At 37.4% G+C, this 26,271-nt stretch carries 28 protein-coding genes; 3 read left to right on the top strand and 25 right to left on the bottom strand.

What is annotated here, in order from left to right; translation table 11 throughout:
- Positions 1 to 27: 27 nt before the first annotated feature.
- The 14 genes from CVS84_RS02515 to CVS84_RS02455 all read right to left on the bottom strand — a co-directional run bounded on the left by CVS84_RS02515 (position 28) and on the right by CVS84_RS02455 (position 11,387).
- Positions 28 to 417: a YbgC/FadM family acyl-CoA thioesterase gene (locus tag CVS84_RS02515; RefSeq protein WP_107691029.1), complete on the bottom strand. Its 390-nt coding sequence runs from the start codon at positions 415 to 417 to the stop codon at positions 28 to 30.
- A 9-nt stretch (positions 418 to 426) separates the two neighbouring features.
- A complete protein-coding gene (locus tag CVS84_RS09430; RefSeq protein WP_159070061.1) occupies positions 427 to 579 on the bottom strand; it encodes a hypothetical protein in 153 nt (50 codons plus the stop codon).
- A gap of 10 nt (positions 580 to 589) precedes the next feature.
- A complete protein-coding gene (locus CVS84_RS02510; RefSeq protein ID WP_107691028.1) occupies positions 590 to 1,783 on the bottom strand; it encodes a Cj0814 family flagellar-dependent secreted protein in 1,194 nt (397 codons plus the stop codon).
- Positions 1,784 to 1,897: 114 nt separating this feature from the next.
- Positions 1,898 to 2,422: a threonine/serine exporter family protein gene (locus tag CVS84_RS02505; protein WP_107691027.1), complete on the bottom strand. Its 525-nt coding sequence runs from the start codon at positions 2,420 to 2,422 to the stop codon at positions 1,898 to 1,900.
- Positions 2,415 to 3,197, bottom strand: a complete 783-nt coding sequence (locus tag CVS84_RS02500; RefSeq protein WP_107691026.1) for a threonine/serine ThrE exporter family protein — start codon at positions 3,195 to 3,197, stop codon at positions 2,415 to 2,417. The genes CVS84_RS02505 and CVS84_RS02500 overlap by 8 nt, the downstream gene beginning before the upstream one ends.
- Positions 3,181 to 3,660, bottom strand: a complete 480-nt coding sequence (locus CVS84_RS02495) for a DUF4149 domain-containing protein (RefSeq protein ID WP_107691025.1) — start codon at positions 3,658 to 3,660, stop codon at positions 3,181 to 3,183. The genes CVS84_RS02500 and CVS84_RS02495 overlap by 17 nt, the downstream gene beginning before the upstream one ends.
- 10 nt (positions 3,661 to 3,670) lie before the next feature.
- On the bottom strand, positions 3,671 to 4,483 hold the full coding sequence (prmC, locus tag CVS84_RS02490) for a peptide chain release factor N(5)-glutamine methyltransferase (protein WP_107691024.1): 813 nt from the start codon (positions 4,481 to 4,483) through the stop codon (positions 3,671 to 3,673).
- The gene (locus CVS84_RS02485) at positions 4,473 to 5,675 is read right to left on the bottom strand and encodes a M48 family metallopeptidase (protein ID WP_107691023.1); all 1,203 of its coding nucleotides are present in this window, start codon (positions 5,673 to 5,675) and stop codon (positions 4,473 to 4,475) included. The genes prmC and CVS84_RS02485 overlap by 11 nt, the downstream gene beginning before the upstream one ends.
- Before the next feature lie 11 nt (positions 5,676 to 5,686).
- Positions 5,687 to 7,060 (bottom strand): sodium-dependent transporter, encoded by a 1,374-nt coding sequence (locus CVS84_RS02480; RefSeq protein WP_021090886.1) that lies wholly within the window; start codon positions 7,058 to 7,060, stop codon positions 5,687 to 5,689.
- Between the two features lie 179 nt (positions 7,061 to 7,239).
- On the bottom strand, positions 7,240 to 7,680 hold the full coding sequence (locus CVS84_RS02475) for a hypothetical protein (protein ID WP_107691022.1): 441 nt from the start codon (positions 7,678 to 7,680) through the stop codon (positions 7,240 to 7,242).
- A 136-nt stretch (positions 7,681 to 7,816) separates the two neighbouring features.
- A complete protein-coding gene (locus CVS84_RS02470; RefSeq protein WP_107691021.1) occupies positions 7,817 to 8,617 on the bottom strand; it encodes a 3'-5' exonuclease in 801 nt (266 codons plus the stop codon).
- Complete coding sequence (rpe, locus tag CVS84_RS02465; RefSeq protein ID WP_107691020.1) at positions 8,614 to 9,261, bottom strand: ribulose-phosphate 3-epimerase; 648 nt, start codon at positions 9,259 to 9,261, stop codon at positions 8,614 to 8,616. Before rpe ends, CVS84_RS02470 begins: the two co-directional genes overlap by 4 nt.
- Positions 9,262 to 9,270: 9 nt before the next feature.
- Positions 9,271 to 10,593 carry a hypothetical protein gene (locus CVS84_RS02460; RefSeq protein WP_199906098.1) on the bottom strand — a complete coding sequence of 441 codons (1,323 nt, stop codon included), beginning with the start codon at positions 10,591 to 10,593 and terminating at the stop codon, positions 9,271 to 9,273.
- Between the two features lie 47 nt (positions 10,594 to 10,640).
- Positions 10,641 to 11,387 (bottom strand): hypothetical protein, encoded by a 747-nt coding sequence (locus CVS84_RS02455; protein WP_107691018.1) that lies wholly within the window; start codon positions 11,385 to 11,387, stop codon positions 10,641 to 10,643.
- A gap of 173 nt (positions 11,388 to 11,560) precedes the next feature.
- Between CVS84_RS02455 and rpmB the strand changes: the two genes are divergently transcribed.
- The 3 genes from rpmB (at position 11,561) to CVS84_RS02440 (ending at position 13,222) form a co-directional block, all read left to right on the top strand.
- Positions 11,561 to 11,752 carry a 50S ribosomal protein L28 gene (gene rpmB / locus CVS84_RS02450; RefSeq protein ID WP_021090707.1) on the top strand — a complete coding sequence of 64 codons (192 nt, stop codon included), beginning with the start codon at positions 11,561 to 11,563 and terminating at the stop codon, positions 11,750 to 11,752.
- A 23-nt stretch (positions 11,753 to 11,775) separates the two neighbouring features.
- Positions 11,776 to 12,906, top strand: a complete 1,131-nt coding sequence (locus CVS84_RS02445; RefSeq protein ID WP_107691017.1) for a potassium channel family protein — start codon at positions 11,776 to 11,778, stop codon at positions 12,904 to 12,906.
- A 115-nt stretch (positions 12,907 to 13,021) separates the two neighbouring features.
- Positions 13,022 to 13,222 carry a YdcH family protein gene (locus CVS84_RS02440; RefSeq protein ID WP_021091004.1) on the top strand — a complete coding sequence of 67 codons (201 nt, stop codon included), beginning with the start codon at positions 13,022 to 13,024 and terminating at the stop codon, positions 13,220 to 13,222.
- Between the two features lie 25 nt (positions 13,223 to 13,247).
- Here CVS84_RS02440 and epsC read toward each other — a convergent pair whose 3' ends face one another.
- The 11 genes from epsC to secF form a co-directional block, all read right to left on the bottom strand.
- A complete protein-coding gene (gene epsC / locus CVS84_RS02435; RefSeq protein WP_103628929.1) occupies positions 13,248 to 13,799 on the bottom strand; it encodes a serine O-acetyltransferase EpsC in 552 nt (183 codons plus the stop codon).
- 4 nt (positions 13,800 to 13,803) lie between these two features.
- Positions 13,804 to 14,709, bottom strand: a complete 906-nt coding sequence (gene cysK / locus CVS84_RS02430; RefSeq protein WP_107691016.1) for a cysteine synthase A — start codon at positions 14,707 to 14,709, stop codon at positions 13,804 to 13,806.
- 118 nt (positions 14,710 to 14,827) lie between these two features.
- The gene (locus tag CVS84_RS02425; RefSeq protein ID WP_107691015.1) at positions 14,828 to 15,496 is read right to left on the bottom strand and encodes an endonuclease III domain-containing protein; all 669 of its coding nucleotides are present in this window, start codon (positions 15,494 to 15,496) and stop codon (positions 14,828 to 14,830) included.
- Complete coding sequence (locus CVS84_RS02420; protein WP_107691014.1) at positions 15,493 to 16,257, bottom strand: ATP-binding protein; 765 nt, start codon at positions 16,255 to 16,257, stop codon at positions 15,493 to 15,495. Before CVS84_RS02420 ends, CVS84_RS02425 begins: the two co-directional genes overlap by 4 nt.
- Complete coding sequence (gene mfd / locus CVS84_RS02415) at positions 16,254 to 19,199, bottom strand: transcription-repair coupling factor (RefSeq protein ID WP_107691013.1); 2,946 nt, start codon at positions 19,197 to 19,199, stop codon at positions 16,254 to 16,256. Before mfd ends, CVS84_RS02420 begins: the two co-directional genes overlap by 4 nt.
- Positions 19,180 to 20,382 carry a Mur ligase family protein gene (locus CVS84_RS02410; RefSeq protein WP_107691012.1) on the bottom strand — a complete coding sequence of 401 codons (1,203 nt, stop codon included), beginning with the start codon at positions 20,380 to 20,382 and terminating at the stop codon, positions 19,180 to 19,182. Before CVS84_RS02410 ends, mfd begins: the two co-directional genes overlap by 20 nt.
- Complete coding sequence (locus CVS84_RS02405; protein WP_107691011.1) at positions 20,379 to 21,953, bottom strand: GGDEF domain-containing protein; 1,575 nt, start codon at positions 21,951 to 21,953, stop codon at positions 20,379 to 20,381. The genes CVS84_RS02410 and CVS84_RS02405 overlap by 4 nt, the downstream gene beginning before the upstream one ends.
- Complete coding sequence (gene lptE, locus CVS84_RS02400; protein WP_107691010.1) at positions 21,934 to 22,473, bottom strand: LPS assembly lipoprotein LptE; 540 nt, start codon at positions 22,471 to 22,473, stop codon at positions 21,934 to 21,936. The genes CVS84_RS02405 and lptE overlap by 20 nt, the downstream gene beginning before the upstream one ends.
- Positions 22,474 to 22,476: 3 nt before the next feature.
- The gene (gene leuS, locus CVS84_RS02395) at positions 22,477 to 24,942 is read right to left on the bottom strand and encodes a leucine--tRNA ligase (RefSeq protein ID WP_107691009.1); all 2,466 of its coding nucleotides are present in this window, start codon (positions 24,940 to 24,942) and stop codon (positions 22,477 to 22,479) included.
- Positions 24,943 to 24,950: 8 nt separating this feature from the next.
- Complete coding sequence (locus CVS84_RS02390) at positions 24,951 to 25,289, bottom strand: DUF6394 family protein (RefSeq protein WP_021090699.1); 339 nt, start codon at positions 25,287 to 25,289, stop codon at positions 24,951 to 24,953.
- Between the two features lie 9 nt (positions 25,290 to 25,298).
- Complete coding sequence (gene secF / locus CVS84_RS02385; RefSeq protein ID WP_107691008.1) at positions 25,299 to 26,270, bottom strand: protein translocase subunit SecF; 972 nt, start codon at positions 26,268 to 26,270, stop codon at positions 25,299 to 25,301.
- Position 26,271 lies beyond the last annotated feature (1 nt).

Below are 26,271 nucleotides of genomic sequence, written 5' to 3'. Positions count from 1 at the left end.
AAGTTAAATTTTTAATTTAGCCACAATTTAAAATTTAGAATTCTCCAAAAATTTTTTTATCTCATCATTTATCTTAGCAAGCTTCTCTTCTTTCATAAAGGCTAACGTAATCGTCGCTCTAAAGAGTAGTTTTTCCGTATTTTTATCATCAAATTTATAAATTTCTTGCTCTAAAACAATACTTGCTTTTTTAATCTCCAATATCTTGCTTTGCACAAAAATTTCATCTCCAAGTACGGCTGAAGCAATAAATTTAGCCTCCAGCGACGAAACCACAAAGTATCCGCCCTCTTTTGTGAAATTTAATCCAGCCTGGAAAAATGCTTCACTTCTGGCTCGCTCGCAAAATTTAATGTAGTTTGTGTGATAGACTATTCCGCCAGCATCGGTATCTTCGTAGTAGATTCGTATTTTCACAATATTTCCTTAGGCTCTTACATTAAGCCCTATTTTACTGAATTTTCTTAAAAGCCCCATTACTTCCGCCTCTTTTTCCTCGCGTGCTTTTAAATTTCGCTCGTGAGCACTACTAAAATCATAATTTACGTTTGCGTTAAATCCGTTTATGCTGCTTATCATATTAATCCTTTTAAGCCTTTATATCCACGCTCTTAGCGTTAAATTTCATTATCGCCTCAAGTTCTTCTAAATTTTTTCTAGTATTTTGCTCTAGCTCTTTGTCGTATTTTCTGTTTTTACCCAGCATCTTTTGCGTTCGCTTTTCTTGCTCTATTAGCTTTTCTAGGCGTTTTTGCGCCTCTTTCATATCCTCTTGCATTATTTCAAAGAGGCTTTTTGATTCTTTGCCGTCGGAAGTTATGTTAGAGTTGCCGCTTAAGGCAGTGCTACCGGGTAAAAGCGACTCTTGCATTTTTTGAAACGTTAGTACATATTCTTGGTAATCCTTGCTAAGCCCGTCAAGCTCGCTTCCTTTGATGCTGTAGATGTTGCGCGAATCAATAAAGGCGTCCAGCTTTTGTCTGTATTCTTTGCTGCTTATGCTTTTGTCATAACCTTGCATCTTGCCCCAAACCGTAGTTTCGCCCTCTCGTACATCTAAATTTGAGTTTATTACGGCTGCTAACAAGCCTCCTTTAGTTATACTACCGTCAGGGTTAGTGTATCTTTCGCCGTGAGGATTTATAAACACGCTCACGTTTTCGCTCTCTTTGCCGCCGTTATTGTTATCAAAGATATTGGTTGACGGCTTATATTGCGGCGTCGTTGTTAACGCATGATATGAGCTATTAAAAAATAGCGTTTCCATGTTGGTTTTCCCAGACTTATCGTCAAAGGCGCTACGTGCCGACGCATAGTCGTAGATGTTTTTATTTACTTTAGTTACTTTTAGACTTGATTTCTCATACTCGTATCCTTGAGGAAATTTGGTGATGTCTTCTTTGTTAAAACTTTCTTTGGAATTTAAAACGTCCACGCCGACTACTTGGGATAAAATTTTATATGCATTGCCGACTGTTTTTGCTATGTCGATTTTTGAAAACATTTTATTAAATGCGATCGCTTTATCATTTACGTTCACGAGAGATTTTAAGGTATCTGAGTGGATTTTGTAGTCCTTCGGGATACCTGCGGCTTCATTAAATTCGGACGTAAAATATCCGTCCGCACCTACTTTATATCCTAAAACTTCGTTAAATTTGTGCTCGACTGTGTCAGGCTGCGAGATTTCATTTTTATATATGATTTGACTCTTTATGCTATGTTTTTCATTTAGCTGAAAATTTTTAGCGACGCTAGAAAATCCGCCGATACCGCTTAACATCATAAATCCTTTTGAAATTTGGTTTTAAGTTAGATCGGCAAAATTGAAAAAATATCTAGTAAAAATAATAAAAACTATCAAAAAGCCATACAAATTTCTATGCCAAAGTTAAAATTATCCGTGCGTCTTTCTCGTAGCCAGATCGCACTTAGCGCCGCGGGTAATCATCAAGGACTGATCATAAAATAAAATCAGCACCACCGAAACCCCGACGCCAAGCGCTAGCGAGACCGTCGTGGTCGTGATCGCGTTATCGAAAAATATGATTAGGTATTCGTTTTTCTTAGCAATATCAGGCTCGTTTAGAAACGAAAACAGCGCCAAGATGCCTTTATACGCATAGACTCCCGGCACCATCGGCAAAAGCGCGGGAAATGCGATGATCTCGGCGGGCACTTTTAGCCGTTTGGCAAAGAGCATACCTAAAATCCCGCTTAAAAATGATACTATAAGAGTGGCGACGCTGATGTTAAAAAATCCCATCTGCATGATCCAAAAACGGCTAGCGTGCGCAAACGCCGCAAGCAGCGCGCAAAAGGCAAGAGTCCTTTTTGGCGGCGAGCTAGCATAGGCAAAGCCAAGCCCCGCCACCGCAGCAAAAGCGCCGTCTATGAGAGTTGCGGTAAAAAGCTCAAACATGTAAAATCTCCGCATTGCTAAGCGAGAGCGTGATATAGACGCCCACTGCTATGCAAAGTATCAGGATGCCCGTGCTCACGGCTCTACTGATGCCTACAAGCGTGTTATCGTTTATGATATCAAAGACCGAGTTTATGAGAAAAACGCCCGGCATTAAAAAGAGTATCGACGAGCCGATCGCCACGTCGCTAGTGTGCGTAAAGCCGTAAAATACGCCAAGATAGGCGATAAAAGAGACGACGAACGAGACCAAAACGTATTGGATTTTTAAATTTACGCCAATTTTAGCAAGCGCGAATTTAAGGCTATATCCAACAAGCGTCGCGAAAAATACGCATACGACCGAGCCCGCGTCGCCGCCAAAAAGCCTGCAAAACGCCGCATTTGCAAGGCTGATCAAAATAAGCGAGCTTGCAAATTTATTTGCGCCGATGCGCATGACGCCCTCAAACTGCTCTTTGGCCTCGTCTAAGCTCAAATTTTCATCCAAAATCCGCCAGCTAAGCGACGAAAGCTCGGAAATACGGTTAAAGCTCACCTGCCCCAGCGGGATCTTTTTCACGTAGGTTCGGCGTAGGGAGTTGTCAGCCGAGTCCATGACGCTAATGGTAAAATACTTCACGAAAATCGTCACGCTAACGTCGTATCCGTAGTGGTTAGCTATGCGGTCTACGCACTTTTCTACGCGTGCGGTGTAGGTGCCAGCGCTCACCATCGCCGTCGTGTATTTGGCTAAAAAATTTGTTAAGACTTGAATATCAGGCTTCGCGTTCATTTTGGCTAATCTTAAATTTCACAAAAAATAAAATAATTTGTAAAACAAGCATAATTTTCATCACATATTCACTCGCACTATGCATTTTGGCAAATTCGGCCGTCTGTGTCGAGTCAACACCCAAATTCTGAGCGTAAACTACAAAAGGAGTAAAGAAAAATACAAAGCTTAAAGCTAAGGCTAAATTTAAAAAAGCAAGCATTAACATGCTAAATTTTAGTGAAAAAATAAGCTTTTTTCTAAGATCAAATAGCTCGCTAATCATTACAACTATGCTTATAAAAAGCAAAATATAATTAAATTTCAAAAATATCTTTGTCATCATTTGACCGCTCATAAAATGCGTAAGTATGCCATCTCCTATGATGCTTTGTGGGAAAAATATGACTGGCGCCACCAAAATACCAAGCGTTAGCTCAGCTCCTATAAGTACTGCCAAAAGCAAAAAATAAACTCCTCTCAAATTCTCTCCTTTATATTTTTAACTTCGCGCAAAAGCCTCTATCAAAGCCAGCCAAATCTTTGTAAAAGCTATACTCAAAACCATTGGCCTCTAAGAAATTTTGTATACTTGCTTTTTGATCGTACCCCATCTCACAAGCAACGTTTTTGATATTACGATCTTTGGCTATGAGAATAATATCTTTTAAGATTTCATCTCCTACTTCGCCTCCAAAGAGCGCACTTTCTGGCTCATTTAGTACAAATTTACTAAGTTTATAGCCTCTTGCAATATATGGCGGATTTGAAACCAAAATATCAATATCTTCTAAAATTTCATCCACATAAGAGCAGTTTAAAAATTTGATCCTCCCGCCTACATCAAATTTATCTGCATTTTTTTTAGCAAGCATCAAAGCTTTTTCGTTGATGTCTGTCGCTACGATATTTGCCTTTGTTTTTAGAGCTAGTATGATACTAATAATGCCGCTTCCTGTGCCTATTTCTGCGATCTTTGGCTCATTATATTCGCGTGAAATTTCTATTACTTTATCCACTAAAATTTCTGTTTCAGGTCTTGGGATAAGCACTCCGCTTTCCACATAAAAATCAAGCCCATAAAAGCTAGCTTTACCAGTTATATATTCAAGAGGCTCGTAGTTTTCATACCTTTTAACTAGAGCAAAATAGCCGCTCTCATCAAATTCATTTTTTTGATTTAAAAATATCCATTCAATGCTTACATCAAGATAGTTCATAAGCAAAATTTTAGCAACTCTGCTTGGATTTTGACAAAGTGAGCTTAGCCTTAAACTAGCCTCTTTAAGAGCTTCTTCAATTTTCATTTTCTAGCTCATTTATACGCTCAAAAAGGCTTGGGTGCGAATGATAGACGAACGCATAGAGAGGATGAGCCTTTGGAAAGGCCTTGTTTTCGGAGCCTAGCTTTTTTAGCGCGCTTATCATGTCGGCTTTGTTTGAGACCTCGCCAGCGAATCTATCGGCGCCAAATTCGTTCGCGCGGCTAAAATACGAGCTCACCGGCGAAAATAAAAACCCGAAAATCGGCGAAAAAAGTAGCAAAAACACGATCACTCCGCCGCCTCCGCTATGAAGCCCAAGCGCTTGATACGCCGCGTCAGGGATGTTGCCAAATATAAAAAACATCGCAAAAAGCATAACCGCGCTTAGAGCGATCATTTTTAGGATATCTTTATGCTTAAAATGCCCCAGCTCATGCCCCAAAACAGCGATTATCTCATCTAAGCTTAGCTTTTTAACGAGCGTGTCGAAAAGCACCACTCGTTTAGTCGTGCCAAGGCCGCCGAAATAGGCGTTTAGGCGGTTATCGCGCTTGCTAGCGTCTATCGTAAAAACGCCGCTACTTTTAAACCCGCACCGCGCCAAAAGCCCTTCAATACGGCTTTTTAGCTCGCCCTCTTCTAGCGGCTGCATTTTGTTAAAAATTGGCGCGATGAGCGTCGGGTAGATGAGATTTATAACAAGCGCGATGGCAAAGCTAAGCAAAAACGCCCAAAACCACCAAAAATCGCCCAAAAATCTAATGCAAAGCAGCACTAGCCACACAAACAGCGTGCCAAACACTAGCGTTAGTGCGAGCGTTTTAAGTAGATCGAGCGCGAAAATTTTAGGCGTTACGTTTGAAAAGCCGAGCTTTTTGTCTTTGACGAAGGTTTCGTAGATATTTAGCGGCAGTTCTAGCAGTGACGAAACGAGTAAAAATACCATAACCATAAAGACGTTATCGCCTATATCTCCCGTTTTGTAGGCATGCCCCGATATCGCGCCAAGCCCCCAGCACGACCACATCATAAATATCACGGCGTGATAAAAAAGGCTTGCTATCTCAAATTTTTGATTCGTTATCGCTGCAGCGGCGGCGGTTTTATACTCCCCCTGCTCTAGCACGACGGCCGGCTTTTTAGCCTCCGCACGTATAAAATTTATCTGTAAAATCGCCAAAATCGCCTTTGCGGCAACGTAAAAAAAGTAAATACCAAGTAAAAAATAAAACATATTTTTACGCCCTATTTTAAAAAATTATCGTAAAACGAGCTGATAAAAAGCACCAAAATGATAAACGGTACGACAAATTTTATATACCAAAACCAGACATTTATTAGTTTTGTATGTTTTTCACTACCTTGCAAAATTTCTTTTTTTGCATCATCTTTTAGCACCCAACCTACGAATATTGCACACCCAAATGAAGTAAATACAAAAAATATCGTTGCGCTTATTGCATCATATGCATCAAAAATATTCTTACCAAAAATGCTTACGTGACTTAGTATGTTTGTAGCCATTAGCGAAGGTAAATTCCCTAAAACAAATATACCGCCAAGGACCAAAAATATTGCTTTTTTGCGTTTTATCTTAAATTTTTCTTGAAGTGTTGTGATTATTACTTCATATATTGGTAGCGATGTTGTAAGTGCAGCGATCATTAATAGTGTAAAAAACGCAACCGCAAAAAAACCACCAAATGGCATGTGAGAAAAAACAATTGGTAGTGATTTAAATACCAAACTTGGGCCACTATCTGGCGATACGCCGTAGCTAAAAAGAGAAGGAAATATCATAAAGCCTGCAAGTACGGCAATTACCGTATTTAAAATACCTGTAATGATAGAAATTTTAACCAAACCCTCATCCTTTTTCACAAAGCTAGAAAGCGTGATCATCACACCAAAACCAAGCGAAAGAGCAAAGAAGACCTGCCCCAAAACATCGACAAAAAGCTTTAAATTTATCTTTGAGAAATTAGGCGTTAAGTAAAATTTCACACCTTCTATTGCACCATCTAGCGTGATATTTTTAGCGATCATAATAAGCATTAAAATAAAAAGTAGTGGCATTAAAAATTTCGCTGATCGCTCGATACCACCGACCGCACCCTGTACCAAAATAGCGTAATTAACTAGCACAAAAACAAGCGTTGCAAAGCTGATAGCAAGTGGATTGCTTACGATATTTTGCTCATAAAACGCACTTGTCTCCTCAAAACTAACCACATGCGAGAGATCAAGTAAACCAAATGAAATTTGGGCGATGTAGTTTAGCACCCAGCCACCAATAACCATATAGTAAGCCATAATGCCAAAAGCACCAACAAGCCCCATCCAGCCAACGATCTGCCACTTTTTGCTGATCTTTTTGCCATTTATCGATCCACCAAAAGCATCCACAGCGTTGCATTTTAGGCGTCTACCGATCGCATTTTCAACTAGAATCATCGGTATGCCAATCACGATCATCGCGATACAAAACACGAGCACATAGGCGCCACCACCGTTTTGCCCGACTAGATACGGGAAGCGCCACGTCGCACCAAAGCCAACCGTAGCTCCTGCAACAGCTAAAATGTATGTGAGCCTTGAACTCCAAGATTTTCTATCCATCTTTTTGCCTTTGTGAAAAATAGGGATTATATAAAAAAATTGATTAAATTTTGCTAGCAATAAGCGGTGTTGGAATACAAGCTCAGTTTTTTGTTAATTTTAAGAATTTTTACGAATAATTTTTCTTTCACGTTTTGTTTTTATTGACAATTTTAGACAACTGCTTAAAAATAAATTTATTAGTGCAAAACACCAAATTCCACATATCCCTCCATCGCAATGAACAATATCCAGCCTATCTTAGGGTTACAAAAATAGTGATGCTCTGGGATATTCTCAACTACAAATTTTAAAAAATCGTAAAAATACTCAGGTGTAAATTTAACCTCCGCACTGGTTAGATTGTCGCCGATGTAGCTTATCTCGCCGCTTAAAATTTTACTTTTGATGCTTGGATCTGAGCTGAGAAATTTTTTAATGTCGGCAAAATTTTTATATTCAGCCGTTTTATAACACTTTAAATTTCTCAAAACTGGCTTTGAGCCAATAAAGGTAAAATTTTGCTCTATAAACTCCGCTCCATCACTGCTCGTGCGCCACTTCTCACTAAAATTTGACAAAAAAGCAAGCACCTCATCGTCAGCTGGGATGAAATTTGAAATAGGATTTTTCTGGCTCATTTGTCTCCTTTTTGTAAGATCGCCGTAAATTTTATAAAAACGTAAAATTTAGCAAAATTATCTATAAACCTTTAAAAGCCAGGGATTGCATAAAAGTTAATGCGATTTTATATTGATTGTGAATAGTTTTTTATCGCTAATTCGCACACAAAACTGGTTCAGGTTTTAGCTTCACACTTGGAGCTGTTTTGCTAAAGTTTATGAGATCCTCTGTCGTTTGGATACTAAAAGGTAAGCGTGTAAGGCAGACTTTAAAAATTTCAGCTGCAGCTATTGCGTCATTTAGGGCTCTGTGGTGGGTATTGTTTATGCCAAGAAGCTCTTTTAGCGAGCCAAGGCCGTATTTTTGCGAAGCGATAGTGCGGCGACTAAGATCGATGGTACAAAGCTTTCTGTTTAGCAACATGCCAAGGCCGATCTCATTTAGGCTGTGAGAGATAAAGCCATAGTCAAAATTTACGTTATGAGCGATAAAGACGCTAGTTCCTAGAAAAATTTTAAACCGCTCAAGCACATTTAGTAAATTTGGCGCACCAACTAGATCGCTAGTCTTTATGCCAGTTAGTTCGGTGATATTTTCAGGCACCACATTAGCTGCCACAAAGCTTTCAAAACGCCCTATCTCAACGCCATTTTTCATTTTTATTGCACCGATTTCAATGATCTGTCCGCTCGTCGTACCGCCAGTCGTTTCGATATCAACCACGCAAAATTCCTGCTCGCTAATATCTCTAAATCTCGTGCCAAGCTCGATCTCATTCTCTTCATTTCTAGTGATGTCAAGCCCAAGAGTTCGCCACATATCAAGGTCACGCACGTCAATTAGCGACGAAATTTCTTCTATATCGCCAAATCTTAAAATAAACTCATGATAGCTTAAATTTTGCCTAGCTAAAATTTCTATGCTATTTTCTAAACGCTGTTTTTTTGGTTTCAAAACTCAAGCTTTATGGCACGGATGGCTTGTTCGTAAGAATTTGATGAGAAGATGTAGTTGCCAGCCACCAAGATGTCAGCTCCAGCCTCTTCAAGATCAGGTGCATTTAGTCCGTTTATGCCGCCATCTACTTCAATCAGACACTTAGCGTTTTTTCGTTCTATCAGCTCTCGTAGCGCCCTTGTTTTTTCAAGCACGACTGGCATAAATTTTTGACCGCCAAAGCCAGGATTTACACTCATCAAAAGCACCATATCAACTTCATCAATAATATACTCGATCGCACTAACTGGCGTATGCGGATTTAGCACGATGCCAGGGCTAACGCCGTTTTTCCTGATGTGATCGATGAGCCTTAATGGGTGCTTCTCTTCTTCGATATGAAAGGTTAGAAATTTTGGCTTTAGCGGCAAGAAAAGGTCGGCAAAAAACGAGTTATTCTCAACCATCAAATGTATATCAAGTGGCTTTGTAGCTGCTTTTGCAACGGCATTTACCACAACTGGGCCGATAGTTAAATTTGGCACAAAATGCCCATCCATAACATCAACATGCACCAGATCGCACCCAGCCTCGCAAATGGCTCTTATCTCAGCTGCCAAATTTCCAAAATCAGCCGATAAAATACTAGGTGCAACATACATTTCTTCTCCTCACTTGGTTACAAATACAAAGCCTATTTCGTCATCTTTTACATCTAGTCTATTCATGATGCCTACACTATTGTGATCAAAAAAAACATCATCGGATAAAATTTTAGGCAAACTAACTTTTACTTTTATGCCTTTTTGCCAAAGATGAGTCAAAAATTTATCCGTAATGATACTAAAAATTTGAGAATATCCACTTAAATAATCATTTGAATCATTGCCTTCAGGCATAAAAATAGAGCAAATTTTGTCTAATTTATCTTTTTTTACTCCAAATAGCACTCTTGCGTAAATATCACCATAATACTGAACACAAATACGCAAGTAATCGCATTCATCTTCTATGTCAAGCGCACTAACTTTGGTATCAACACACAAAATTTCTTCTTCTGCTAATTGTGAGATAATTTTGCTCGCAATTTGCGTCACATAAGATGAAATTTGAGCAACGCTCTTGTTAATATCTACTGGCTCTGCATCAAAGTCTCTTTTTTTAAGATAAAAAATAGTGTCGTCTTTGTAAAAGTCATTTAAATTTTTATAGATAAATATATTTGCATCTTTAAGATACGTTACTAATTCAATAGATAAATTTGATTCGTTTATGCCACAAAGCGAAATAAATGCACCTGATCTTTTGCTAATGCTAGCAAGTTTGATTAGAAATTTTGCACCCCTTATATTTAGAGCACCGGAAATATTTACCCATAAAATAAAAAATTTATATCCGATTTTTAGCATAATGTCATGAGCTGACATATCAAAATCTTCAATAAAATCTGAGTCCATAAAACTTTTTATGGCATAAATAACGACACCATCTTTTATAAAAGTATCTATCTGATTTTGTCTTAATCTTACATGATTTAGCTGTGATATTGCATAATTATATAAATTCTTTTTTTTATTAAACTCGATCGTATCTCTAGCCTCAACCACATCAAATGAGCGATTTTTGAGATAATTAGCTAAATAGTGCTTGTACTGCTCAGTTGAGTTATAAATGAAAACTTTGTCATTTGTGTTATTTAGAAATTTATTTAAAAACAAGCTTGCGATATTTTCACTTTCAAACATTGAAATATTTAAAATATTCTTAACTGTTTTCATCATCAATTCATAAAAAATTTCATTGTAATCGCAAATCGCAAATACTACGCCAAGCTTTTGCGCTTCTTCGCTTAAATTTTCAATTACTCTACCAAGCCAAATAGGGCTAAAAAATGTAACATTTTTTAGTGAAAGCAGTATAGCACTGATATCACGCGATGAAATTTGGTTTATATATTTTTCACTTAATTTTAATGGAACATTCTCTGCTTCCAAAAAACCAAAAGGCCTTATAATTGCCATAGAACCATTAAAAGTTAATTTCATTTTTGTAGAGCTTTTTTAATAAATATAATGGTTTGCATCTCTGGATAAACATTGATATCTAAAATTTTATCAACTCCAAAATCATAAAATTCAGGCCTGCTGGACTCATAAGAGAGCAAAATCTCAAAAAAGCAAAGCATCTCTTTATCAATCTTGCTTAATGATTGTTTATTCATATTCATTGCTTTTAAAAAAATATCCCAAAGACTAAAGCCATATTTTTTTTGCAAAATTTTATTATAGCTTACATCAGAATACAAAATAACATCTGACATGCAAGATGGAAATTTCGAAAATAAATTCTCACACACTATAATACAGGCCATAGAATACGGAGCAAGCGATAAATAGTTGTAGTGCTTTTCTTTAAAAGAGTTTAATATCTTTAGCCAATCTGATAAAATTTTAGCATTAAGCTCGATCAAATCGACGATTTTAAAATTAAATACCTTATAAATTTTTGGGGATTTTAAAAATATAAAATAAGAAAGCACTATCGCTCTAAAAGTATCAATGCCAAGCATATTTGCTATTACTACCAAATCGTTGCCATCATAAGGAATATCAAATTTTGCACGTTTAAAAATGGAGTTAGAATAAGTTTTAAAAGATGCTATATTTTGTAAAGTAGTAACTGCCTCAGTTAGATTACCAGCTAATAAAAAACGCTCGACCTTTTCAAAAAGAGTTGGCATCTGCAAAACAAAATCAACATTTTTTTCGATCAACTCTTTACTAAGCATTTTATATCACTCAAGATTTCTAAATATTTTTGCTATTTATAATTATAGGCAAAGGTGTTATTTTATCTAGATTATTAATAAAAATCAATTCTTTTAAAAGAGAATCTATTTAAGCATTACTTTTGTTTGTTTTAGATAAAATCAGCAGAAATTTTTGTTTATAAGGAAAAAAAATGTCAAAAAGATGTGCGATAACAGGCAAAGGACCGATGATAGGCAACAATGTGAGCCATGCTAACAATAAAACTAAAAGAAGATTCTTGCCAAATCTTAGAACGATTCGCGTTACGCTAGAAGATGGTACTACAAGAAAGATAAAAGTTGCTGCTTCTACTCTAAGAACGATGAAGAAACAATCAAACTAAGAATATAAAATGAAGAGGAATTTATGTCTTTTCTCTCAAGACTTTTAAAATTCCTCAACTGGTCAAACTCTACAAAACCAGAAATAAGCCTAGATATTGAGCTTTACGAACAATTAAAACCTTTTAGATTTCCACTAATTTCAGTCGTATTACTGTTACTTTTTGGAACATTAGGTTATGTCTTAATAGATAATTTCTCGCTAATAGATGCCTTTTACCAAGCTGGCATGACTTTTACAACAGTTGGTTTTACCGAAGTTGCTCCAATAACTCCAAAGGGCAGAATTTTTACTATCACGTTTATACTTATTGGTTTTATTATATTTACACTATCGATCGGTATTGTGGTTGAGGTTTTAAAAAGAGGTACATTAATTAGCATTTTAAAGGAACGACGCATGCTTTATAGGATCGCAAGACTAAAAAATCACTTCGTTATTTGTTATCACAATCTATACACAATCGAACTTAGTGCTCAATTTCGCGAAAATCATATACCTTTTGTAGTGGTCGATGATAGAGAAGATATTGCAGAGCTAGCTCAAATTTATAAATATCCATATTTCATAAAAGCTCAGCCACATACACAAATTGCCTTTTTAAAAACACATCTATCAAGCGCAAAAGGACTTATAACTCTTAGCTCAAATATTGCTGATAACATCGCCCTTATAGCATCTGTAAGACTTTATGAAAAAGAGATAGGTCGCAGAAAGCCTTATCATATCATAACAAATGCAGAGACAGAAGACGATACACAAAGATTAAAAAAATTAGGCGCTGACAATGTGGTGAGCCCATCTCGTCTGGTCGCACAACGCCTAAGCGCCATGAGCGTAAGGCCGGACATGGAAAATTTATTAGAGCAGTTTTTGTATACAAAAAATTCACCTATCGATATAGAAGAAATTCTTGTGCCTGATTACTCTTGGATAAGATTTAAAAGATTAAAAGAAACTCACCTACGAAACATAACAAATGCAGACATAGTGGGCATTAGAGATATAAATAATAATTTTGTACCAATGCCAAATGGCGATACATTAGTGGGGACAGGATCAAAGCTTTTAGTCATCGGTACCGTTGATGGAATACGTCTAACCAAACGCGTTGTAAAAAGCAAACACAAACCTGAAGAATTTAAATACGTATAAAATAAATTTTTCTACTCGCTCTTTTTAAAAATTTAAGCAATGTCTTGGTACTTTTTTTATATCCAAGCATTTACAAAGCCTTGATAAAATTTCTCAAATTTTTATAGGAGCCGATATGTTACATGAATATACAGACCTTATAAATGAGCTAAAGAAAACCGATGCTCGTTTTGCTGCTCTTTGCAAAAAACATGATGAGCTAAATAAAAAAATAGACGACAATCTGGCAAAACCATCTGAAATTGATAATTTAAAGAAAGAGAAGTTAAAACTAAAAGACGAAATTTATGCTCAAATTTTAAAGCATAAAAAGTAAGAATAAATTTATCTAATCTTTAAGGTTAGATAATAAATTCTGGTTCAAATTTTGTCCCATTTACTCGAACTATTCTCGCTGGTATACCAACGACTGTCGCGTTTGCTGGGACATTTTTTAGCACGACCGAGTTTGCGCCGATCTTGGCATTTTCGCCGATCGTTATGGCACCTAGTATTTTCGAGCCAGCTGCGATAGTCACACCATTTTTTACAGTCGGATGCCTTTTGCCACACTCTTTTCCAGTGCCTCCAAGTGTTACTTGATGATACATCATTACATCATCGCCTATCTCAGCTGTCTCACCGATAACCACACCCATACCATGATCTATGAAAAATCTCTTGCCGATCTTTGCTCCAGGATGGATCTCGATGCCCGTTAAAAATCTCGCAATTTGCGAGATGAGTCTAGCTAGAAAAAAATGCTCTTTTTTATATAAAAAATGAGAAATTTTATGAAACAAAACCGCATGAATACCAGGAGTGTTTATAAGTATTGCCAAAAAGCAACACTTATGTACCGATGGGTCTTTTTCACGAACAGTTTGAACTAGCTCCTTTAGACTCTCCCACATATTTTTATGCTCCGTAAAGCTCTGTGCTTAAGTATCTTTCGCCATTATCTGGAGCTATGAAAAGTACTTTTTTGCCAGCGCCAAGTCTTTTAGCCACTCTTTTTGCAGCCACGTAAGCAGCACCACCGCTTATACCTATCATGAGTCCATCACTTTTAGCGATTGCTCTAGCTGCGTTTAGCGCATCATCGTTGCTCACTTTTTCTACTTCACTAACTAGGCTCATATTCATAGTATTTGGTAAAAATCCGGCTCCAATGCCTTGAATTTTATGCGGTCCTGGGTTGCCACCACTTAAAACTGGCGATGCTTCAGGCTCTACTGCGATGACCTTAGTATCATAGCCTTTTTCTTTTAAAATTTTTGCTACGCCACTTATTGTACCACCTGTGCCAACACCAGCTACAAAGGCATCAAGCTTGCTAAAATCGGCCACGATCTCAGTAGCTGTTGTTAGTTCGTGAGCTTGTGGGTTATACTTGTTTTCAAACTGGCTTAGCATTACGTGATTTGGCTGAGCTGCTAGCTCTGTAGCTCTTGCGATCGCTGCTTTCATGCCACCAGACGCAGGAGTAAGCTCAAGCTGTGCACCATAAGCAGCTACTATTTTGCGTCTTTCGATACTCATGCTTTCTGGCATGCAAAGGATCACTTTAAAGCCAAGTGCAGCACCGCACATCGCTACACCAATGCCAGTATTTCCGCTCGTTGGCTCAACGATAGTATCGCCATATTTAAGAGTGCCATCAGCTAGCATTTTGGTTACCATATTAAATGCGATCCTATCTTTTACAGAGCCACCTGGATTAAAAAACTCTAGTTTTACGTAAATTTCGGCTTCATCAGCACCTGTTTTTATCTTTACAATAGGTGTATTACCAATCGTTTTAACGATGTTATCGTAAATCATCACTCCTCCTAAATTAAATAAGATAAATTTTGTGTAAATTTAGCACAGAATTTTAAAATAGATTATAAAAAGCCCCAATCTTTGGCAAATTTATAAAGAGTTGTTACATATTAGTAGTTTAATTTTTAATGCTACTTAATATTTTTTGACCATTTTGGCTTAAGATTTTACCTTTGAAATTTTCTTTACAAAACTCCAAAATAAGAGCGTGATAGAGTTTTAAAATTTCAACTTCATCAAATTTCGAGCTATCAAGAAATTTATAAATCTCATCATAATTAAGCGAGCTAAGCCACTCAGCCGCCTCGTCGTAGCACTCGAAATTATAGTCAAAATACGCCATTATCCTAAGCACATAAGCATCAACGACCATGTATGGCTTACCACAAGCATATGCCAGTATAGCATCACAAGTCTCAGCCCCAACACCTTTTACGTTTATGAGCCACTCGCGACTGGTATTTTCTTTAAAATTTTCAAAATCGCCAAACTCGTTTTTTATGGCTAGACAAAGCGTTTTTAGCCGCTTTGCCTTTGTGTTGTAAAAACCACTTGGCTTTATGAGCGTGGCAAGCTCGCTGTTTTCAAGCTCGCAAATACCATTTAGGCTATCTTTTCCAGCATTTTTTAGATTATTTAATGCTTTTTCTACATTTTTCCAGTTGGTATTTTGCACCAAAATAGCGCCTAAAATAACCTCAAAAGTACCCTCACCTGGCCATTTTAGCTCATCCAAATTTCTGCTTTTGTGATTAAATAAGGTTAAAAATAAATCAGTTGATGTCATTTGAAATTTTCTTTAAATGTGAGATAAAACTGCTTTGCTGTCCTACCACTTCTGCTAGCTCTTAGCGTGGCGAAATTTTTAGCAAGTGCGTAAAGCTCATCTTTGTCGCCTATGTAATCCTTAAAGTAAAAATCAACCATTTTTAGATACTCATCGTAGTTACCCTGATAAAAACTAATCCAAAGGCCAAAGCGATCGGATAGAGAAATTTTCTCCTGAGCTGCATCGCTGTAATGGATTTCTCCGTCAATTAGCTCTGAGTTTTCATTCTCGCTTTTAAACTCGCTTATTAGATGTCTGCGGTTTGACGTAGCGTATAAAAGTACGTTTTTTGGCGGCTTTTGGATAGAGCCATCCATTATAGGCTTTAGAAATTTATACTCATTGCTGCCATTTTCAAAGCTTAGATCATCACAAAAAATGATAAATTTAAACTCACTCTTTCTGATCTCATCGATGATGTCGCCAAGATATTTTAGATCCTCGCAACCGATCTCAATGATGCGAAGCCCAGCTTTATAAAATTTAGTAAAAACAGCCCTTACAAGGCTTGACTTGCCACATCCTCTCTCGCCCCAAAGAAGCACGTGATTTGCGTCTTTACCTTCTATAAAATTTAGAGTATTTTTTAGTAAAATTTCTTTTTGTTTTTCTAGTCCATAAAGTGAGTCGATATCTACAAAATCAATATCATCAACTGGTTTTAGCATGCTTTTTGTGCTTTTATAAATCGCTGCGTATTTCACACCCCAATCTATCACTTCTTATCCTTTCTTAGATAGACTAAAATTTCAGCCAAAACATCGTCATCGTCCTTGCTACGTGACTTTAGCCTGATCTTCTCATCATCATTTTTTGTTATTAGTATGTTTTGCTCGCTGTTTGAGATCGTTTTTATGCCGGCTTTTAGAGCTAAAATTTTAATGATAATGACATCTAAAAACTGCTTTGTAAACGTATCTATTTTGCCAAATCTATCCTCAAGCTCACTTTGTATCTCATAGACCTCGGCAACCTCTTTGCACTTGCTAAGGCGCCTATAAATTTCAAGCCTTAGTCTATCTTCTCTTATAAATTCTTGATTTAAAAAGGCGCTCACACTAAGCTTTAGATCGATCTTGTCAAGCTTTGCGGAGTCTTGATTAAGAAGCTTATTTATCTCATCTTCTAGCATTTTTAGATATAGCGAGTAGCCGATAGCCTCGATGTGACCGCTTTGTGCCTCGCCAATGATGTTACCACCACCTCTTATCTCAAGGTCGTGATAGGCTAGCACTGAGCCAGCGCCCAAAAATGAGTTGCCCTCAAGTGCGACAAGACGTTTTAGTGCGTCTTTGCTAATGGCGTTTTTATCTTCCACCAAAAAGTAGCAGTAGGCCTGCTTGTCGCTTCTACCCACGCGACCACGGAGCTGATGCAAGTCAGCCATGCCAAATTTATTGGCATTTTCTACGATTATGGTGTTTGCATTTGGCAAGTGGATGCCGCTTTCAACGATGCTGGTGCAAAGCAGCAAGTCATACTCGCCTCGCTCAAATTTCATCATCTCATCTTCGGTAACTTTCGCATTTACCTTTGAATGCAGGATCAATATCCTAAGCTTTGGCAAAATTTTTCTTAGATCGTTTGCCGTCTGCTCGATGTCTGCGATGTGGTTGTGAATGTAAAAAGTCTGCCCACCACGTCTTAGCTCACGCATGATCGCCTCTTTGACGACCTTTTCGTCCCACTCTCTCACACTTGTTCTAACATCCAACCTTGAACTTGGCGGAGTGGCTAAAATACTATATGTTTTTATCTTGCTAAGCGCCATATTTAGGCTTCTTGGTATAGGAGTGGCACTCATGCTTAAGATGTGTGAATTTTGAGAAATTTCTTTTAGTTGCTCTTTTTGCTTAACGCCAAATTTATGCTCTTCATCAACCACTATAAGCCCCAAATTCTCAGCCTTTACGCCAAGAAGCGCATGCGTACCCACACAAACTATTGGCTCATTTTCTTTTAGTGCTTTTTGCAGGCTCGACTTCTCTTTAGCACTTGAGAAGCGATCTAACCTAAAGACCTTTATGCCAAATTTGCTAAATCTTTGGCTTAGCGTCTTGTAATGCTGTGAGCTAAGAAGCGTCGTTGGCACAAAGAAAAATGCACTAAAACCTGATTTTATGCAGGTAAATATAGCATTCATCGCAACTTCGGTCTTACCAAAGCCAACGTCTCCGCTAAGCAGCCTATCCATGACCCTTCCGCTTTTTAGCTCATCCCTTATATCATTTACCGCTTTTTGCTGATCACTCGTATATGAAAAGCCAGCGTCTTGGACAAAATTTAGATAAGAGATGTCTTCTTTTTGCAAAATTTTACCAGCCACAAGCTCTCTTTTTGCCGCCATAGCTACGATCTTTGAAGCGATCGCAAAGAGTTTTTCTCTAACCTTTTCTTTTATCTTGGCAAAATTTGCCTTACCTAAGCGGTCCAGCACCGCCATAGAGCCATTTTGTGCGATGTAGCGATCGATTAGATTTAGATGCTCTACTGGCAAAAGAAGCTTGTCATCATTTTGATAAGCAATGACCACAAATTCCTTCGTAGCACCCAAAACTTTAATCTTTTCAAGCCCTAGAAATTTACCTATACCATAATCTTCATGCACGACATAGTCATTTACTTTTAGCTCGTCTACCACAAGACTTGAGCGTTTAACTCGTCTTTTTTTCTCAAATTTATTAAGTGAAACTACGATCTTATCACTTGAAGTTATATTTACCACAAGAGGCGAAATTTCAAGCTTTACGTTGGCAAAGCTATCAAGCTCATAGCCCTTAAAAAGCCCCTCATTTCTTGAAAGAACGGTTATGCTTTTGCTTTTATTTAGCTCAAAAAAGTCAAAATTTAAAGTAACTTCTAGATCTTTATAGACCTTTGGCTCGGGTAAAATTTCAATGCCCTTGAATTTCTCCTTGGGCGCATCATAAATTTCAAAATCGATCTTTTTAACAAGCTTTGAGTCAAATTCTTTTAAGTAGTCACTAAAGCTATCTATCGCCCAAAACCCAAGCGAATTTAGATCACTCACCAAGGCGTCGCTTTGCATATCCTCGATCTTTTGGCTAACTTTTTCAAACTCGTCTTTGCTAAGATTTGCGATAAAAGGAACGATCTCAGCCTCGCTTAGCTCGGCTTTATTGCTAATTTGCGTGGCGGTGTTGTAGTTTCTTATGCTCTCAACCTCATCACCAAAAAGCAAAATCCTAACAGGATCATCCATATTTACGCCGTAAATATCAATGACTTCGCCACGGATACTAAACTCACCAACGCTCTCAACGATATCTACACACTCATAGCCAAATCGTATAAGCAGATCGGCAAATTCATTTAAGTTTATATTATCTTTTAACTTGACCGTGGAGCTCTCTAAATTTTTTTGCGTTGGTAGTGGATTTAAAAGCGTGCTAAATGGACTAATGATAATCTTTTTGCCATCAAATTTATAGTATTTGCTAAGCACTGATGAAATTTCAAAAAGCTCTTCGTTAAAGCTTCTTAAATCATCACCCTTTTTAGCTCTAAAATCAGGCAACCTAAATGCATTAAAACCAGCAAAACTAGCCGCATCAGCACAAAGAGCTGCCTCCTTATCATCTTCACAGATAAGAATTTGCGGAGCGTTTGCTAAAAGATACTCATAAACCTTTGCTTGCATAGTACTCTTTTAAAAAAGCTTCAACTAGATGAAATGAGCCAAAAGCTAGATAAATTTTGCCGTTTATAGCCTCTTTTACGTCGTTCATATCACTTGACTCAAAGTCTTTATATGAAATTTCTAGCTCACTTAATGCCTTGCTTATAAGTTGTCCGCCAAGCTCTCTACCCTCGCAGTGATAGTGATATAGTAGTACCTCTTCAACAACTGGCTTTAAAGCTGCCAAAACCGCTTTGAAATCTTTATCTAAGAACGAATTATAGACCAAGGTAAGCTTTTTGCCGGTAAACTCACCTTGGCTAAATTTCTTAGCCACAGCCTTTGCACCAAGCTCGTTATGGCCGACATCAACGTATAAATTTGAAGCGATCTTTTCGCATCTGCCTCGAAGCGTAAGAGCGCCAAGCTTTTTGATATCTATGCTGCTATCTAAAATTTTAGCTGCGGCGTAGGCTAGAGTTAAATTTGAGCGCAAAAACTCTGGTAGATTAAATTTATCTGCATAGTTTGCGATCTCATTTAAATTTTCTTTGGTCAAAATTTCTCTTGGAAAGCTTAAAACCGCTTTTTTCTCGCTTGCGATCTCTTTTGCGATAGCAACGCTTATCTCGTTCATCTCATCATTTAAAATAGCTCTTTTGCCCATGGCTTCAAATTTCGTACGTGAAATTTCTTCTAAGCTACTACCCAGTATCGCCGTGTGGTCGAAGCCGATCGGAGTAAAGATGCTTAGCTCTTTTTCAAAAACATTTGTCGCATCAAGCACACCGCCCATACCAGCTTCGCAGACAAAATAGTCGCAACCCTCAAAAAGCACCGCAGAAAGCAATGTCATATACTCAAAATAGCTCGTTTTTATCTTATATTCATCATTTAGAAGAGCCTGCAAGCGCTCATGAGCTGCCTCTAAAATTTCATCACTAGCGACCTCGCCATTTAGCCAAAATCGCTCATTAAACTTAAATATATGAGGGCTTGTGTAGTGCCCTACTTTTGCGCCATTTTGGCTTAAAATTTGTGCTAAAAAGCGGCCGCTGCTACCTTTGCCATTTGTGCCTATTATGTGAATAATCTTAAATGGCTTTATGTGCTCTTTTATAGTCGCATACGCTCTAATAATCCTGCCATAGTCAATCTCTTTATAGTAAAGTGGTTTGCCATCAAGAAATTTAGCTAGGCTCATTTTTCCTCGATTATCTTTGGCATTACTTGATTTCTACCATTTTCTTTTGAGAGATAAAGCATCTTATCAGCAGCCTCAAGCGTCATCGTCTCGCTTAAATTTGCACTTCTTGTCGCTATACCGGAGCTGATAGTAACCTTAATACGCTCATTTTTATAGATAAATTTAAAATTTTCTATCATACTTCTTAGCTTATCTCCAAATTTAACACTATCTTTTAAGCCAGTGCTTGGAAGCAAGATTACAAATTCTTCACCACCATATCTACCAACAAAATCAACCTTTCTAGCGTTTTTCTTAAGTACTTGAGCCACTGCTGAAAGAATAACATCTCCAGCCTCATGCCCATAAGTATCGTTTATGCTTTTGAAAAAGTCAATATCAACAAAGCATATAGAGTAATCAGTCCCATAGCGTTTATATGCCTCTTCAATGCGTTGAATCTCATTCATCAAAGCACGTTTAGTAGATACTTTTGTCAAAAAGTCTTCTTTGCTCTCCAGTTTAGCTTCCTCAAGCTCTTTTTCAAGACTATTTACTCTATTTTGAAGCTCTAAAATAGTAGCTTGTCTATTGTGCATCTCGATACCTAGCTCTTTGCTCTCGATCTCCAAAGCACCAGCGATCTCAATAAGCATGCTTCTTACTTGATCAATGCTATTTGTATTTAAATTTACATTTTTTAGATCATTTTTAATGCTTTTTACTTTATCAGAACTACTTTGTGAACTAACTGCAATATCAGAAATTCTCTCGCTTATATTTTGTAAGACATTATTTAGCGAACCAACTTTTTCTATGATCTCTGTTCTATCTTCCTCTATTCTGCGATCAACGAATGCCTTTACCTTTTCTTGAAATTCTTTGCTATTTAAAGTTTTAGGATTTTGTTTTAAAGCACTTCTTATCGTGCTAAGCTCTTCATCAAGATCCTTTGTGATAGAAGGCTCAAGAGTAAGGCTTAAAAGCTGAATCAAAACATCCTCTTCGCCATTTTCGTCTTTTTGTGTAAGAAATTTCTCAAGTTCAGAACTCATTGTCTTTAAATCATCAAAATTTCTAACACCATAATATTTCAAAAATTCTAAAAATTCAGTGTCATACGAGCTAACAAAATCAAACCATCTAAGGCACATCTCTTCAAGGTTTTTCTCATCATATCTTCTGGCAAGCAGCTGCATACTTTGCTCTGCTAAGCTTTTTGCATCTTTATTGTGAAGCATTGAGATAGCTTGTAGAATTCTTCTAGCAAATGCATTTAGTGACTGTAGTTTTTTATCATCAGTCGCAAGTCCTACTCCCTGTTGAGCACCTCTAGAGAGCCTGGCAGTCATAAAAGCGACAAACTCATCGACCGTCTTTATATGAAGGCTTAGGGCTTGATTTTTATATTCATCACCAAGTCTTGAGATATATTTTTCTATCTTTTTACTCTCTTCTGTTGTAAAGCCATGTTTTTTAGAAATTTCATTATAGACTTCAGTGTAATTCTCTGGCGTTAGCATCAAATGGCGATCTTTGATCTCATTTAAGGCTTCCTTGACTATTTGATTAACGGTTACTGCTGCCATTTCTATATCCTTTTACCGCTAAATTTGCGATATACTCATCAAAGGCCTCTTTTGATGCCTCTTTGATAGCTTCGTATTTTTGAGTATCACTAAGAATACTGTCAGCAAATCTTACATCTTTTTGACGTCTTGCGACACTAAAGTCATACTCGCCAGTGGCTGGAATATCAACTACGCTGCCATCTTTAAATTTAGTCTTATAATTTAAGCTTAAATGTGCTTTATATGACGTAATGTAGCCAAACTCATCATAAATGATCGCTTCATAGCTTAAATTATTAACTGAAACTATTATCGAAGTATCAGCACTCTCTTTACTTGATAGATTTTTATTTAGCCTTGCGACCATACCCTCTTTTACAGCATCCTTTATCCAAACACTATTTTTTGGCTCTTCTTTGCTGATAATCACATCAACGTAAATTTTATCGCCAACTAGATCATGTGTGATCTTTGAAACTGGTTTATAACCACATCCGCAGATAAATATCGCAATAAAAAACGCTAAAAAATATCTCAAAATTTATCCTTTAATGACAAAATTTACTAATTTGCCTTTTATATAAATCTCTTTTAAAATTTCTTTTCCTTCAAGCCATTTAGCCACATTTTGCTTAGCTAGCTTTAAAATTTCACCCTCACTCTCGCTTGCTGCCACTTCAAACTCAGCCCTTTTTTTGCCATTTACCGTAACTGCAAGAGCGATGCTATCTTTTACAAAAACCTCTTCTTTTACGTCTATCTTTGTGAAATTTTTCCTACCAAAAAGCTCTTCGCTAAGCTCGTTTGCAATATGCGGCACGATAGGCTCTAGTAAATTTAAGATAATGAAAAAGCCTTCAGTATTTACATCGTCGTTATCCTGAGCATTTATAGCATTTAGTGCCTCCATACAAGCAGCGATTAGTGTATTAAAAGCAAATGTGTCTCCAAAAACTTCGGTTGATTTTTTAAGCGCTTCATAAATTTTAAGCCTTGCAAATTTCTCATCTTTGTTTAGGCTTTCATGGTCTATCTCAGGCAGTTTATCTATCTTTTTGATAGTTTGTGCCTTTTCCCAAAGTCTATTTAAAAACCTAAACGCACCCTCAACTGCGCTGTCGTTCCACTCAAGCTCTTTTTGAGGAGGTGCTGCAAAAAGGATAAATAGCCTTGCCGTATCGGCACCATATTTATTGATAATATCATCAGGATCTACGACATTACCCTTGCTTTTGCTCATCTTTTTACCATCTTTTAAAACCATGCCTTGAGTTAGTAAATTTTCAAATGGCTCGTCATCCCTTAGATAACCAAGATCTCTTAAGACCTTTTGGAAAAATCTAGCGTATAAAAGGTGCAAAATCGCATGCTCGATACCGCCGATATACTGATCTACATTCATCCAATAATTCACACTCTTTTCATCAAGTGCTTTTTGCTCCCACGTCTTCTCATCGCTTGCAAATCTAGCAAAATACCAGCTACTCTCCACAAACGTATCCATCGTATCAGTCTCTCTGATCGCATCTTTACCGCATTTTGGACACTTTGTAAATTTCCAAGTTGGGTGTTTATCAAGTGGATTGCCCTCGCCTGTAATCTCAACATCTTCTGGTAACGCGATAGGTAAATTTTCCTCTTTTTCAGGCACTACGCCGCAGTATTTGCAGTGCACGACCGGTATTGGCGCACCCCAGTATCTTTGACGAGAAATTCCCCAGTCTCTTAGTTTGTAGTTTGTGATCCTTTTGCCAAGACCATCTTTTTCAAATTTCTCTATTATGAAATTTTTAGCTTCTTCTGAAGCAAGCCCATTTATCAGCTCAGAATTTATAGAAATTCCATACTCCGAATAGGCCTTAGAGCCGTCACTTTCGCCCTCAAGTGGCTTTACTACTGGCTTTATAGGAAGATTAAATTTACTTGCAAACTCGAAGTCTCTTTGATCATGTGCGGGGACAGCCATGATAGCGCCGCTACCGTAGTCAGCTAGGATAAAATTTGCAACCCAAACTGGGATTTTTTCATTAGTAAGCGGATGAACGACGTAAATTCCTAAAAATTCTCCGTCTTTATCACTTGCTTGGCGCTCTCTTGGGCTTTGATTTAGGATTGTTTTTATCTTTGTCTTTTTGCTTTCATCAATTTTATCACTCTCAAGCAACGCTTTTACGATAGGATGCTCAGGTGCAAGAGCTGTGTAGCTAACGCCGTAAATCGTATCAGCCCTTGTAGTAAACACCTCAAAGCCATCAAATTTACCATCTAAAGCCTCTTTTGAAGCTTCATCAAGATAAAATTTAAACTCTAGGCCGTAGCTTCTGCCGATCCAGTTTTCTTGCATTGTGATTACTTGATTTGGCCATTTGCCTTCAAGAAGTTTTAGATCATCAAGTAGCTCGCTAGCGTATTTTGTGATATTGAAGTAATATCCTGGAAGCTCTTTTTGCACCACTTCATTACCACATCTCCAGCATTTGCCATCCTCTACCTGCTCATTTGCAAGCACGGTTTGATCGTATTCGCACCAATTTATAATTGCATTTTTTCTATAAACAAGCCCTTTTTCAAACATCTTTATAAAAAAGCTTTGCTCCCATTTTGTGTAAAGTGGATCAGACGTGGCTAAAATTCTCTTTTTAGAAAATGAAAAGCCAAGGCTTGCTAGCTCTTTTTTCATATAGTCGATATTTTCATAAGTCCAAATTTTAGGGTGAATTTTATGTTTTATGGCTGCGTTTTCAGCTGGCATACCAAAGCTATCAAAGCCGATAGGATGAAGCACGTTGTAGCCGCTTTTTCTATATGATCTAGCAAGTGCATCGCCGATAGAGTAGTTTCTTACATGCCCCATATGTATGCGTCCGCTTGGATAAGGAAACATACTTAGGATATATTTTTTTGGCAAGCTTAGATCGTCTTTTGGTTCAAATTCCTCATTTTTATCCCAAATCTCTTGCCATTTTTTTTCTATCTTTAAAGGCTCATATTTTCTCTTTTCAGCCATTTTTTCTCCTAAAATTCTTCTTGAGCTTTGCTTGATTCTATTAAAACCAAGGCTAGTGAAAATATATTTGCAATGACTGCGCCAATAGCCAACGAATAGCTAAGTGTTATATTTTCAGAGACTTGCAAAATAACAAAAGCTGGTATAAGGTGTAAATCAGCAACCAGCGAGCTTGCAAAAAGCTCAGCTGAGAGTAAATTTTTAACACCGATCTTAAGTAGCGTTGAAACTAAATTTATACTAGCTGCCACAAAAAGGGCAATCTCGTTTTTATCATATAAAAATTCTGCTGTAGTCGTAAGACTCATCAATGCAAAAAATATGTAGATAACTTTTCCCCAGTTCATTATCCCTCCTTACACAACGCCTTTCTCAAACATGGCACGCTCTTTTTCGCGCTCTTTTTTTATCTTTTGTTTTTCAGTCTCTCTACTTCTAAAATGCTCGATGCTAAATTTAAACCAGATAAGAAACGGCGAAGAGATGTAGATCGAACTGATCGTTCCAATGACAATACCAACGATAAGAATAAATGAAAATCCATGTATCATATCTCCACCGAATAAAAATAACACAAGAACCGTCATCATCGTAGTTGCTGAAGTTAGAATAGTTCTTGAAAGTGTGGCTGAAACTGACTCATTGATAACACCCTCGATGTCAGTTCGCTTGCTCTCTTTTATGCCTTCTCTGATCCTATCAAAGATAATAATCGTATCATTTAGAGAGTAGCCAAGTACCGTTAAAACAGCCGCTAGCGTATCCAAATTTACATCAATATTAAATAGCGAAATAGCACCGACAGTTATGACTATATCGTGAATTTCGGTTGCAATAGCAGCAAGTGCAAATCTCCACTCAAATCTAAATGTGATGTAGATTAATATGCCAATTAGTGAAAGTCCAAGAGCCATCAAGCCTTTTTCTCTAAGCTCATCACCAACCTTTGGTCCAACGATATCAACACGTCTTACTTCAAAATTTCCAGTATCTTTTAAAATTTGCTTTATCTCAGTGCCGATGTCGCCAGTTAAATTTGAGCTTGAACCTGAAAATCTAATAATAGCCTCATCTTCGCTTCCAAACTCAGTAACAGAGGCGTTTTTAAGTACTTCATTTGTGCCAAAAGCGTCGCGGATTTTATCGAGTGGTGCTTTGGTGTCGTATTTTAGCTGAATAAGCGTACCGCCAGAGAAATCAATGCCGTAGTTTAACCCCTTTGTAGCAAGTAAAACAATAGAGCCAACAAATAAAAATATAGAAAATGCTAGTGAAGCAAATCTAAAACGCATAAAATCATAAACTTTTGCTTTAGTAAAAATTTGCATC

The organism is Campylobacter concisus, from assembly GCF_003048575.1.
Classification (GTDB): Bacteria; Campylobacterota; Campylobacteria; order Campylobacterales; family Campylobacteraceae; genus Campylobacter_A; species Campylobacter_A concisus_U.
Note: the sequence above shows the minus strand (reverse complement) of the source record. Positions and strands in the feature narration are given on the sequence as shown.